This is a genomic window from Terrabacter sp. 2TAF16, from assembly GCF_052115065.1.
Lineage (GTDB): Bacteria > Actinomycetota > Actinomycetes > Actinomycetales > Dermatophilaceae > Terrabacter.
Genome location: NZ_JBFRFZ010000003.1, coordinates 245743 through 257934 on the forward strand (window position 1 = coordinate 245743; position 12192 = coordinate 257934).

General features: G+C 72.9%; 11 protein-coding genes. 5 read left to right on the forward strand and 6 right to left on the reverse strand.

What is annotated here, in order from left to right; genetic code table 11:
* Positions 1–15: 15 nt before the first annotated feature.
* Positions 16–1407, reverse strand: coding sequence for a ferredoxin reductase family protein (locus AB4Z14_RS05005; RefSeq protein ID WP_442274237.1), 1392 nt, complete (start codon positions 1405–1407; stop codon positions 16–18).
* A 247-nt stretch (positions 1408–1654) separates the two neighbouring features.
* Here AB4Z14_RS05005 and AB4Z14_RS05010 point away from each other — a divergent pair, with 247 nt between their 5' ends.
* Positions 1655–3250, forward strand: a complete 1596-nt coding sequence (locus AB4Z14_RS05010) for an alkaline phosphatase PhoX (protein ID WP_442274238.1) — start codon at positions 1655–1657, stop codon at positions 3248–3250.
* Between the two features lie 84 nt (positions 3251–3334).
* Here AB4Z14_RS05010 and AB4Z14_RS05015 read toward each other — a convergent pair whose 3' ends face one another.
* Both AB4Z14_RS05015 and AB4Z14_RS05020 read right to left on the reverse strand, forming a co-directional pair.
* Positions 3335–4321, reverse strand: coding sequence for a sugar phosphate isomerase/epimerase family protein (locus AB4Z14_RS05015; protein WP_442274239.1), 987 nt, complete (start codon positions 4319–4321; stop codon positions 3335–3337).
* 49 nt (positions 4322–4370) lie between these two features.
* Complete coding sequence (locus AB4Z14_RS05020) at positions 4371–5549, reverse strand: Gfo/Idh/MocA family protein (RefSeq protein ID WP_442274240.1); 1179 nt, start codon at positions 5547–5549, stop codon at positions 4371–4373.
* Positions 5550–5725: 176 nt separating this feature from the next.
* On the opposite strand from AB4Z14_RS05020, the gene AB4Z14_RS05025 reads away from it, so the two are divergent.
* Both AB4Z14_RS05025 and AB4Z14_RS05030 read left to right on the forward strand, forming a co-directional pair.
* Entirely contained in the window at positions 5726–6826 is a 1101-nt protein-coding gene (locus AB4Z14_RS05025; RefSeq protein WP_442274241.1) for a LacI family DNA-binding transcriptional regulator, read from the forward strand.
* 37 nt (positions 6827–6863) lie between these two features.
* On the forward strand, positions 6864–7520 hold the full coding sequence (locus AB4Z14_RS05030) for a VOC family protein (RefSeq protein ID WP_442274242.1): 657 nt from the start codon (positions 6864–6866) through the stop codon (positions 7518–7520).
* A 6-nt stretch (positions 7521–7526) separates the two neighbouring features.
* Here the strand turns inward: AB4Z14_RS05030 and AB4Z14_RS05035 are convergent, their stop codons facing one another.
* Genes AB4Z14_RS05035 through AB4Z14_RS05045 form a run of 3 tightly spaced genes read right to left on the reverse strand, consistent with a single transcriptional unit; the run spans position 7527 to position 10239 of the window.
* On the reverse strand, positions 7527–8363 hold the full coding sequence (locus AB4Z14_RS05035; RefSeq protein ID WP_442274243.1) for an alpha/beta fold hydrolase: 837 nt from the start codon (positions 8361–8363) through the stop codon (positions 7527–7529).
* Between the two features lie 26 nt (positions 8364–8389).
* A complete protein-coding gene (locus tag AB4Z14_RS05040) occupies positions 8390–9202 on the reverse strand; it encodes an alpha/beta fold hydrolase (protein ID WP_442274244.1) in 813 nt (270 codons plus the stop codon).
* Positions 9199–10239, reverse strand: coding sequence for a LacI family DNA-binding transcriptional regulator (locus tag AB4Z14_RS05045; RefSeq protein ID WP_442274245.1), 1041 nt, complete (start codon positions 10237–10239; stop codon positions 9199–9201). Before AB4Z14_RS05045 ends, AB4Z14_RS05040 begins: the two co-directional genes overlap by 4 nt.
* Before the next feature lie 117 nt (positions 10240–10356).
* Between AB4Z14_RS05045 and AB4Z14_RS05050 the strand changes: the two genes are divergently transcribed.
* Positions 10357–11397: a Gfo/Idh/MocA family oxidoreductase gene (locus AB4Z14_RS05050; RefSeq protein WP_442274246.1), complete on the forward strand. Its 1041-nt coding sequence runs from the start codon at positions 10357–10359 to the stop codon at positions 11395–11397.
* Entirely contained in the window at positions 11397–12188 is a 792-nt protein-coding gene (locus AB4Z14_RS05055; protein ID WP_442274247.1) for a TIM barrel protein, read from the forward strand. Before AB4Z14_RS05050 ends, AB4Z14_RS05055 begins: the two co-directional genes overlap by 1 nt.
* Positions 12189–12192: the final 4 nt, after the last annotated feature.

Here is a 12192-nt window from a genome sequence, read left to right on the forward strand (position 1 = left end):
GAGGCTCGGGCGCGCTCAGCGCAGGTTGTAGAACTCGCGGTGGACGTTGGCCGGGCCGACACCAGCGCGCACGAGCCCGCGCTGGAGCGTGCTCACCATCTGCTCCGGTCCACAGAGGAAGGCCGAGAGGAGGCGAGGCTCGGCGCCCACCGTCGCGAGCACCTGCTCGACCGTGAGCCGCGGGTCGGTCTCGGTGTCGACGAGGTGGAGGTGCAGCTCCTCGTGGTGGCCGACCAGGTGCGCGACCTCGTCGGCGAGAGGCGCCGGACCTCGCGCCGTGTAGAAGAAGTCGACGCGGTGCGGCAGCTCCCCGGGCCTGACGGAGCGGAGCCAGCTGAGCATCGGCGAGACCCCGATCCCGCCCGCGACCCACACCTGGTGCTCGGTGCCCCGCGTGAAGTCGAAATGCCCCTGTGGGCTGCTGATGACGGCCGGCATGCCCGGCGCGACGAGATCGCCGATGCTCGACGTGAAGTCGCCGAGGGCGCGGACCGTGATCCGGACCTCCTTCTCCTGCGGGCCGCTGGCGATCGTGAAGGGGTGGCGGTGCCAGCGGTCGCGGGCCTCGAGGTTGACGAGGGCGAACTGGCCGGGGCGGAAGGCGAAGCGGTCACCGAGCGGACGCAGCCAGATCTCGTACGACGCGTCGTCGATGGGCGCCACCGACGACACCTCGTAGTCATGGGTCCGGGCGACACGTCGGGCCAGCAGCTCGCGGTAGAGGTAGAAGGCGAGACCGACGCCACCGACCGCGACATAGGACCACCGCAGCAGCTGCGAGCCGAAGACGGTCGCGTCCATGAGGCCGTGGACGAACCCGAGTCCCAGAAAGATCCCGGTCAGGCGATGGAAGCCGCGCCAGAGCCCGTAGCGGCCGATCCACCTGCCGACGAACCGGATCGGTGGCGCCGCCATGAAACGCTCCACGAGCGGGCGCGCCGGTCGCGGTGTGATGGAGCGCCAACGCGGGGCGATGGCCCACACGGTGAGGGTCGCGAGCCCGACGATGCCGATCGTGCCCATGGTCGGACCGAGCTGGGTGGGGTTGGGGTTGCCCGTCGACGCGATGTGCACGCCGATGAGGGCCGTGCCCGCCATCGCGACCCGGCGGTGCCACACCGCGGCCTTGTCGACGCCGTCGAAGAACTGCTCGACCCAGCGCAGTGTGCTGATGAGGACGAGGCCGACCGACAGGAGCAGGACCCCCTCCGCGCCGATGAGCTGACCGATGAACTGGCCCGCGTCGCCGACTGGTCGGGCCAGCAGCCAGAGCAGCGCGAAGGCGACGACGAGGGCGCCGATCGTCGCCGGCCCGACGAGGCGGGTGACGAGGTGCGCGCCGCGGTAGGGGCGTCGCTGGCGCAGCTGGGTCTCGAGGGCCATCGGGGTCTCGGCTTTCGGCGGCACGCGGCGATGCGTGCGGGGACATGGCGTCGGCCTGTGTCGCGCTCCCCGAGCAGGCCATCCCCAGACACGTACCCCGTCCGCCAGTGGCCGCGTCCGGCCGGTCGTCGAGACTTCACCGGCTCGTCGGCGCGATCTTCCACGCCGTTCACGGGATCCGAAGGGTTCTCCCAGACTCCGCCGAAAGTGTGGAGCGGTCTCAGCTCACCCACCCCGGGCACTCACCCCGGGGCCCACGAGAGGCTTCTCCGTGCACACTCCCACCATCGTCAAGGCGGGGCTCGTCGGCACCCTCGCCGCAGCCGCCGCCTTCGCCCTCGGCGGCTCCTCCGCCGACGCCCACGGCGGCCTGCCCGTCGTGGGCGTGCCGCACGCCAACCCGAAGTTCGGCGTGCAGAACAACGTCCTCACCCCGTCGGCCAGGCAGACGTCCGTCGCCTGGGGCAACCTGCCGCTGACGAACCCCGACACCGCCAACGGCGTGACCCACTACGGCTTCAACACCCTCGACGGTGCGCCTCTGACGCAGACGAAGAACGAGGCCCACAAGACCGAGCCCGACAAGAACGTCTACCTCGTCCTCGGCGGCAGGCACTACCTCTACCAGGGCCACGAGATCGGTCCGCGCGGCTACGTCACGCGCATCAACCTCGACGAGACCGATCCCCTCAAGCGGGTCACGTTGATCTCCGACACCGACGTCGCGGGCAACGCCTACCCGACGATCGACGGCATCACCTGGGACCCGTTCACCCGCCAGCTCCTCCTCACGGCCGAGTCGAGCGCACCCAAGGGCGGCGTGTTCGCCGTCAGTCTCGACGCGAGCGGCGACCCGGTCGACGGAGGCAGGGCGACGCGGCTCGCGGCGCTGGGCTCCGGTGGCTTCGAGGGCATCCAGAACGACGCTGCCGGCAACGTCTGGATGCTCGAGGACATCGGCGGTGCCGGGGCGAGCGGCGGCAAGGTGCCCAACAGCTTCGTCTACCGCTTCGTGCCGAACGACAAGAGCGACCTCACCCGGGGCGGCACCCTCCAGGCGTTGCAGATCAGGCGCGCCGACGGCACGCCGGCCACGACGTCGCAGCTCCAGTCCAACCCGTCGGACCCGTTCATCGGTGCGCTGCACACGTACGGCTCGTCCTTCGCGACGGCGTGGGTCACCATCCACACCGGCACGACCGAGGCGTTCGACGCCACCGCCGCCGCCAAGGCAGCGAACGCGACGCCGCTCAAGCGCCCCGAGAACGGCGTCTTCCGGCCCGGCACGGGATTCAAGGAGTTCTACTTCACCGAGACGGGTGACACGAGCACCTCGAGCACCCTCCCCGGCGCGTACGGCGGCGTCTTCCGCATCTCGCAGGCGAGCTCGACCTCCGACACCGGTCGCATCTCGATCGCCGCGCTCGGCGACGTCGAGCACACCGGCTTCGACAACATCACCTTCGCGACGAAGGACGACCTGCTCGTCGTCGAGGACGCCGGCGACGGCCTGCACACCCAGCGCAACGCGCTCGACTCCGGCTACGTCTTCAACCTCGCCGAAGGCCGCGAGCAGGAGGGGGCGTATGCCGCCGGGCGGGGTCGCGCTCCGAGGCCGGTCCGCTTCCTGGCGGAAGGCCGCGACGCGTCCGCGACGTTCGACTCGATGAGCGGCCCGTCGTACAACGACGGCGACAACGAGATCACCGGCATCCACGTCTCCGACGGCGACCCGACGGTCGGCGGTCTCCTCGGCGCCAAGCTGCCCCAGCCCACGACGTCGACCTCCTGGCGGACGTTCTGGACCCAGCAGCACGGCGACAACACGACGTGGGAGATCAGCTGGAACGGCGACCGCCAGAACTGACGGGCCGCTCACCGATCGCCCGGTTGAGGTATCGCCGCCGCAGAATCTGCGGCGCGCCTACCTCAACCGGGCGGCGGCGCGGCGTCAGATGCCCTTCGCGGCCTCGATGAGGGTGTTGGCGGCGAAGCGCAGCCCCTCGAGCTGGTCGAGCTCCTGGTCCTCGTGCTCGATGTTGACGGGCATGTCGGGGTCGACCTTGTGCAGGGCGCGGAGGAACTCGGTCCAGTAGGCCGTGTCGTGCCCGCGGCCGACGGCGACGAAGTCCCACGAGGGGCTCTTGGGCCAGCCGCTCAGGGTCGTGCCGCCACCCAGCGGAAGGTAGCCGGGCTCGCCCTGGGCGACGCGGTAGAAGGAGTCGTCGATGACGCCGTTGACCTTCGCGGCGTCGTTGATGCGCGTGTCCTTGGCCGCGGCGACGAAGACGAGCTCGCCGAGGTCGGCCACGGCGAGGACGGGGTCGATGCCCTGCCAGAAGAGGTGGCTCGGGTCCATCTCGGCGCCGACGTGGGTCGCTCCGGTCTCCTCGACGAGGCGGTGCAGGGTGCGCGGGTTGAAGACGATGTTGCCCGGGTGCATCTCGATGGCGACGCGGACGTCCGCCGCGGCGGCCCGGGCCTGGATGTCCTTCCAGTAGGGCACGGCGACGCTCCACTGGTGGTCCTGCACGTCGAGGAAGGGGCTCCACCACGGGAGCGGGTTCCACACGGGGACAGAGGTGCCTGGCTCGCCGCCCGGAGCTCCGGACATCGTGATGACGCGCGGGACGCCGAGGAGCGCGGCGAGCTCGATCGAGTCGATGAGGTCCTGAGAGTGCGGGAAGCCGGCGGCCGGGTGCAGCGGGTTGCCGTTGCAGTTGAGGGCGGTCAGGGTCAGGCCGCGCGAGCTGAACTCGCCGAGGTAGTCCTGCCTGGCCTGCTCGCTCGCCCGGAGGTCGTCGACGGGCAGGTGGATGGGCGGCAGGAAGCCGCCGGAGTTGATCTCGACGCTCGTGAGCCCGAGGCTCGCGATCATGTCGAGGGCCTCGCCGAGGGGCTTGTCGCCGAGGCAGGCGTTGTAGGCGCCGAGCTGCATGGTCGAACCTTTCGAAAGTTTCGGGGGTGGTGAGGGGTTCGAGCGCGTGTCAGGCGAGCGAGACGGACGCTCCGTCGGCCGCGGCCGAGCGGGTGACCGCGTCGATGATGGTGAGGTCGCGCAGGCCGTCCTCGAAGGTCGCGACGGGCGGCAGACCCTCGATGCCGGCGACCTGCTCGAGGAAGGCGCGGCACTGGTAGCCGAAGAGGTCGCCGACACCGAAGGAGACGCCGGGGAAGTCCATCGGCAGGCCGCCCTTGACGTAGGGGTGGGCCGGGCCGGCGAGCACCTGGTTGTAGCCGTCGAGGCCGTCGTCGCGCAGCTTGCGGATGACCGAGAACTCGGCGGGTCGGTCCATGTCCCACTTCGCGGCGCCGTGCTCGGCCATGAGGTCGAAGGCGAGCGAGTTCGCGTGGCCCGGCGCGATGCGCGAGATCGAGAAGGTGCCGACGGCGCCGGACTCGAAGTGCGCGGTGAAGGTCGCGACGTCGTCGTTCTCGACCGGCTCGCGCACGTCGGACAGCTCGGCCCTGGCGTGGCCGTAGGTCGTGCCGAGCGGCACGGCGCGCTCCGTGACCTTCGTCGTGAACGTCGCGCCGCTCACGGAGTCCATGGGCCCGCAGAGGAACTCGGCGAGGTCGATGAGGTGGCTGCCGATGTCGGCGAGGGCTCCGGTGCCGGGGCCGCCCTTGTAGCGCCACGCCATCGGGGTCTCGGTGCTGCGGGCGTAGTCGCACCAGTAGCGGCCGTTGAAGTGACTCACCTCGCCGAGCTCGTCGCGCAGCAGGTCGCGGATCGCGGCGACGGCGGGCTGGCGGCGGTAGACGAAGGCCGTGCCGGTCGCGAGGTCCGGGTGCTTCTCGGCGGCGGCGATCATGGCCCGGGCGTCGTCGATGCTCGCCGCGATCGGCTTCTCGCAGAGCAGGTGCTTGCCGGCGTCGAGGAGGGCCTCGACGATCTCGCCGTGCAGGTGGTTGGCGACGACGACGCTGACGGCCTGGACGTCGTCGGCCGTCAGCAGCTCGCGCCAGTCGGTGCCGTGGCGTTCGTACCCGTAGCGGGCAGCAGCGTCCTTGGCGACGGCTTCGTCCGCGTCGATGACGGCGGCATGCCGGATGGGCGGCAGCGGCGGGTCGAAGAGCGTGGGGGCGGTGCGGTAGCCGGCGCAGTGCGCCCGTCCCGCCATGCCGGCGCCGATGACGGCGACGCCGATGGGTGACTGCGTCATGGGATGTACCTCTCTGGACATCTCGGTCAGGGTGGCGCAACGAGCGGTTTAAAGCGCTTTAAGTTACGATGGCTCCAGTGTGCGGAGCGCCGCCCGCGCCTGTCAACACTTTGTTCTGACAATCTGTCCTGAGTCCCTCCCGACGCCGCCACCGAGCCGCCACCCGAAGGAGCCGTATGCCGTCCCGCCCCGCGCGCCCCCGCCTCGAGGACGTCGCCTCCCGGGCCGGTGTCAGCACCGCCTCGGCGTCCCTCGTCCTGCGTGGACGCCCGGGTCCGGGTGCCGCGACGCGCGAGGCCGTCCTCGACGCCGCCCGCGAGCTCGGCTACCGCGCCGACCGCACCGCGAGCCTCCTAGCCCGGCGGCGCACGCAGCTGCTCGGCGTGACGATGGACGTCAGCAGCACCTTCCACGCCGAGCTGCTCGAAGACCTCCAGGCCGCCGCCGACGAGCGCGGCTACGACATCGTCGTCAGCCCGCTGACGCGCACCCGCGACGAGCGCCGCGCCGTCGAGTCGCTCCTCGACTTCCGCTGCGAGGCCTTGCTGCTGCTCGGTCCCCGGCTGCCCGACGCCGAGCTCGCGGCGCTGGCCGAGGAGCACCACGTCGTGGCCATCGGCCGCCGGGCGCAGGCGGCCGGCATCGACGTCGTGCGCGCGGCCGACGACGTCGGCGTCGGCCTCGCCGTCGAGCACCTCGTCGGGCTGGGTCACCGCGACATCGCCTTCGTCGACGGGCCGCGCGGGCCGATCGCCACGCTGCGCCGACAGGGCTACCGCAGCGCCATGAAGCGCCTCGGTCTCGCGGACGCGGCCGTCGTCGTCGACGGCGGGGGAGACGAGGAGTCCGGCGCCCGCGCGGCCGCAGCCCTCCACCTCCCCTCTGAACCGTCGAAGGGCCGTGAACCGGGGCCCGCCGACGGTCGGGCGGCCCGTGGACGCGTGCGTATGCCGTCCGCCGTCGTCGCGTTCAACGACCGGGCCGCGCTCGGCCTCCTCGACCGCCTGCGGCGCGACGGTGTCGACGTGCCGGGGGACGTCTCGGTCGTCGGCTACGACGACAGCCTCATCGCGCGGCTCGCGACCGTCGACCTCACGAGCGTCAGCCAGATCCCCGAGGCGATGGCGACAGCTGCGGTCGAGGCAGCGACACAGCGCCTCGACGAGGGGCGCACCGAGCCCGTCGAGCTCGTCCTCGAGCCGCAGCTCGTGGTCCGCGGCACGACGGCGCCGCGCGGTGACAGGTCGACCCGGCGCGGCGGCATACGCGAGCCGTGAGGGCCGGGGCGTCGGTGCGGCGGACTACGGTCGGGTCATGGCCGACAAGCTGACCCGACAGGCGGCGTCCGACGCCCTCCCCACGTGGCGGTTCCTGCTCCAGCGGATGCACCTCACGGTGCAGGCGCCCGACGTCGCGACAGCCTTCGACTTCGTCGCGCGGGTCGGCGCCGTGGCGGCGCCCCTGGGCCGGCAGCCCGACCTCGACGTCCGCGGCGCCCTCGTGCACCTCGCCGTGTCGACCGAGCCGGCCGGTGGCGTCAGCGACGCCGACATCGCGGTCGGCCGGGCCGTCGACGCCGTGGTCGCCGAGATGGGGCTGACCTCGCAACCAGGGACCCTCACGGTCGTCGAGATCGCCATCGACGCCATGGACATCGACGCCGTCCGGCCCTTCTGGGACGCCGTGCTCGGGTGGGACGTCATCGCCCGCGACGACGTGCAGGACCCGCTCCGCCTGGGCCCGGCCGTGTGGTTCCAGCAGATGGACGAGCCTCGGCCGCAACGCAACCGGATCCATCTCGACGTCACCGTCGCCCACGACGAGGCGCCCGGACGCATCGGGCGGGCACTGGCCGCCGGCGGACACCTCGTGTCCGACTCGAGGGCCCCGGCCTTCTGGATCCTCGCCGACCCCGAGGGCAACGAGGCGTGCGTCTGCACGTGGCAGGGCCGCGACCCCGTCCCGGGCTGACGCTCCTCAGTCCTCCAGCGCGGCCGACACCAGGCGCGCGAAGCGGCCCGGGTCGTCCACCCAGGGGAAGTGGCCGGCGCCGGGCTGCACGACGGAGCGGCCGTCGACGAAGAGCGCGGCGAGCTCCGCGCCGACCTCCGGGCCCGGCATGAGGTCGAGCTCGCCGACGATGACGCGCACCGGGGCGGTCAGTGACCTGAGTGCCGCCCGCGTCGTGGCCGTGTCGACGGCTTCGGCGCGGAAGGCCCGGGTGCCCCCGCGGTTGCGCTGGGCCTCGTCCGTCGCGGCGTGCCGCCGTGCGGCCTCGGTCCACGGCCCGTAGAGGAAGGGCGACATCGCCTGCCGCGTCGCCGGGGAGTCGTCGTCGGAGTCGAGGGCGACCCTGGCCGCCGCGAACCACGGCTCGCCGGAGCGCAGCGCGACGCGCTCCTCCCAGTCGTCCTCGCTGATGTCGAGGCCCACCGCCGAGGTGCCGGGGGCGACGAGCACGAGGCGACCGACGCGTGCAGGGTGGCGTGCGGCATACAGCAGGCACACGGATGCCCCGGCGGAATGGCCGAGGAGGTCGATGCGCTCGAGCCCGAGGTGGGCGCGGAGCGCGTCGAGGTCGTCGGCGAGCCGCGACGGGCCGTATGCCGTCGGGTCGGCCGGGTCCGGGGAGTCGCCGGTGCCGCGTGGGTCCGGGACGACGAGCGTGCGCCCGGCCACTCGCGCGAGTCCGCCGAGGTCCCCGAGGTACGCCGCGTCCCGGGCGGGGCCGCCGGGCCAGACGACGAGCGGGTCGCCGGTGCCCTCGGTGCGGTAGGCGAGCTCGGTGCCGTCGTCGGACGGGTAGGTCGGCATGGGTCCACCCTGCCATTCCGGACGGCTCAGACGGCGGCCGCGGCCGTGGCGTCGGCCGCTGCCCGCACGACGAGCCCGGCGATCTCCTCCGGGTGCGTGAAGAGGTTGTTGTGCGAGCCGCCGAGCAGTGACGTGCGCACGCTCGGCGCGCTGTCGGCGGACGAGGCGAGCTGGTCGAGCCACGTGACCGGCACGAAGGCGTCGTGCACCCCCGCGGTCACCGTCACGGGTACGGGCAGGTGCGCGATCCGCTCCTCGGGGGCGTCGTGGATCCCCGACTGGAGCATCGCGATGATGCCGGTGCGACCCCGGTAGACCTCCATCGCGTCGACCTGGTCGAGGCGGTCGTCGCGGTAGGCGAAGGGGGTGGCCCGGGCCAGACGGTGCAGGCGGCGTTGCTCGGGGGCGAAGGTCGTCCCGGCGAGCACGAGCGAGAAGTCCCGACGGCGGGCACTGAGGGCGAGGGCGGCGGTCAGAGCTGCTTGCCCGCCCGTCGAGTGGCCGAGCACGACGACGGGGTGCCCGGTGGCCTGGGCCTCGATCCAGCGCGCCGCGGTGAGGCCCGCGGCGTGGATCGAGGGGCTCGCCGGACGTGGCAGGTCGGAACCGAAGCCGGGCAGGTCGAGCACCGTGCAGGCAAGGCCGCGGGCGACGAGGGCTCGCGCGGTCGGGATCGTGTAGAACGTCAGACCGAGCCCGGGGAGGACGACGACGAGCGGCGTCGTGCGGGGCGCGTCGCCCCCGAGGGACAACGACCGCACGACCCGGCCCCGGAGGCTCGTGAACTGCACGCGCACGTCCGACCCGACGTCACGACCGAGGACATCATGCGGCTTCACGAGCGCACGCCGCGGCGCGTGGCCGGAGCCGTGCTGGCACGCACGACCAGCTCGGGCTCGATGACCACCGGGGCGGGCCGTGTCGTGCCGGAACCTCCGGCCGAGGCCCTGCCGTCGAGCCGTTCGGCGAGGGTGCGCACGGTCTCGGCACCGAGCCGCTCGGCGTCCTGGCGCACCGTCGTCAGGGCCACGTGCGGGTAGCCCGCCTCGGTGATGTCGTCGAAGCCGACGACGGACACGTCACCGGGCACGTGGAGCCCGGCCTGCCGCACCACGTCGACGAAGCCGATCGCGCAGCGGTCGTTGAAGGCCGCGACGGCCGTGGGTCGTTCGCGCGCGCCGAGCCCGAGGAAGGCGCGGGCCGCCTGGGCTCCCTCGAGCTCGCTGACGCCGCCGGGCAGGACCATCTCGGTCAGGGCCGGTGAGCGGCGCATCGCCGTGCGGTAGCCGCGTCGCCGCCCGGCCGCGCCCGCGATGCGACCGCCGTCGAGCAAGGCGACCCGTCGGTGGCCGAGGCCACGGAGATGCTCGACGGACAGGCGCAGCCCCGCGGCGTCGTCGGTGCGCACGACGCCGACCCCGCCACCGGGGACGGGCCGCAGGACGCTGACGACGGGAAGGCGTGCGGCGAGTCGCTCGAGCTGGGCCGTCTCCTGGCTGCTGCCGAGCAGGATGATGCCCTCGCACCGCTCGGCGAGCAGGGTCTCGACCGCGGCCACCTCCGAGCGTGACGGCGTGACGCCACTCAGGACGAGCTCGTAGGCCGCCGCGTCGGCGTGCGTGTAGAGGCTCTCCAGCAGGTCGCCGTGGAAGGCGTGCCCGACGGCGAACGTCACGCCGAGCGTGCGGGTGCGGCTGCTGCCCAGGCGGCTGGCGCGGGTGTCCGGGCGGTAGTCGAGCTCGCGTGCGGCGGCGAGGACGCGCTCGCGGGTCGCCTCGGACGCGCCGGCGACACCGCGGAAGACGATCGACACGAGGGCGCGCGAGACGCCCGCACGTGCGGCGACGTGCTCCATCGTCACTCTCTCGCTGCCCACGTCGCGACTCTAGAGCGCTCCATGAATGTCGGCTAGCCCTTGACCGGCGTGGCGGTGGGGCGCTTCAATGAGTCACGAACTAGAGCGCTCTAGTCACCATCTGCGAAGGAGCAGCCCATGACGCGCATCGACCCGGTCCGGATCGGTCTCATCGGAGCCGGCCGCATCGGCACCCACCACGCCACGACGCTGGCTCGGAGGCTCGGGGAGGCCGAGCTCGTCGCCGTCGCCGACCCCCGGGCGGCCGCGGCCGAGCGGCTCGGCGAGGAGCTCGGCGTCGACTGGCTCACCGACGCGCAGGCCCTCATCGACGACCCGCGGGTCGAGGCCGTCGCCATCACGTGCGCCAGCACCGCGCACGCCGCCCTCGTCATCGCGGCTGCGGAGGCCGGCAAGGCCGTCTTCGTCGAGAAGCCGATGGCGATGACCCTCGCCGACGCCGACCGCGCCGTCGCCGCGGCCCGAGCTGCCGGCATACCCCTGCAGGTGGGCTTCAACCGTCGCTTCGCCCGCGACTTCGCCGCCGCCCACGAGACGGTCGCCGCCGGGGGCATCGGGACGCCCCAGCTGCTCCGCTCGCTCACCCGCGACCCCGGCCTCGCCGACCCGGACGGCGTGCCGCCGTGGACGATCTTCACCCAGACGCTGATCCACGACTTCGACGCGCTCAACTGGTTCAACGTCGGCGCGACGGCCGTCGAGGTCTCCGTCATGGCGGACGCCCTCGTCGCACCCGACTTCAAGGACGCGGGCCTGCTCGACACCGCCGTCGTGACCATCCGCTACGACAACGGCGCGATCGCCGTCGCCGAGGCGAGCTTCTCGGCCGCCTACGGCTACGACGTGCGCGCTGAGGTCTTCGGCTCGGCCGGCATGATCACCGCCGGCAGCCCGGCCCACCTCAGCGCGGCGCACTGGAGCGCGGCCGGGGTCGCGAGCCCGACGGCCCGCGCCGACACCGACCTCTTCACCGACGCGTATGCCGCCGAGCTCGCCGCCTTCTGCACCGCGGTTCGCACCGGTGGGCCCACGCAGGTCGGTGGTGAGGACGCCCGTGCCGCGCTGCGGATCGCGCTCGCCTGCGTCGAGGCCGTCGAGACCGGTGGCACCGTGACGATCCGCGACGCCGACCGCGTGGCGACCGGAGCGGGTGCCTGATGGCGAGCCCGTTCACGCTCGCGGTGAGCGCCGAGATGGTCTACCTCGACCTGCCTTTCGCGGAGCGGGTGCGCTGCATCCACGCGCTCGGCTTCCAGGTCGAGATCTGGGACTGGACGCGCCACGACGTCGACGAGCTCGTCGCCCTGCGTGACGAAGGGGTCGTCTACTCGTCGATGACGGGCTACGTCCGCGGCCGGCTCAGCGACGCGGAGGGGGCGGACGAGCTGCTCACGACCGCCGCCGAGTCGGTGCCGGTGGCGCAGCGGCTCGGCATCCCGCGGCTCAACCTCCACGGCACCGGCCTCGACGACCGCGGCCTGCCCGTGCGGCCTGAGCCGGTCGCGACCGGCCCGATGTGGTTGACGGCCCAGCGCACGCTCGGGCGCATCGCCGAGCTGGGGGAGCGCGAGGGCGTGACGTTCGTGCTCGAGAACCTCAACACTGCCGTCGACCACCCCGGCGTGCCCTTCGCGACCGCCGCCGACTGCCTGGCCCTCGTCGAGGCCGTCGACAGCCCGCACCTCAAGCTGATGCTCGACCTCTACCACGCCCAGATCGGCGAGGGGAACCTCATCGAGCTCTGCCGCCGGGCTCTGCCGCACATCGGCGAGATCCAGGTGGCCGACGTGCCCGGCCGTCGGGAGCCCGGCACCGGCGAGATCGCCTATCCGGCCATCGCGCGCGCCCTCGTCGAGATGGGCTACTCCGGTCCGGTCGGTCTCGAGGGCTTCGCGTCAGGCGACGACGAGGTGGCGCTGAAACGCTTCCGCGACGCCTTCACCCCCTGACGGT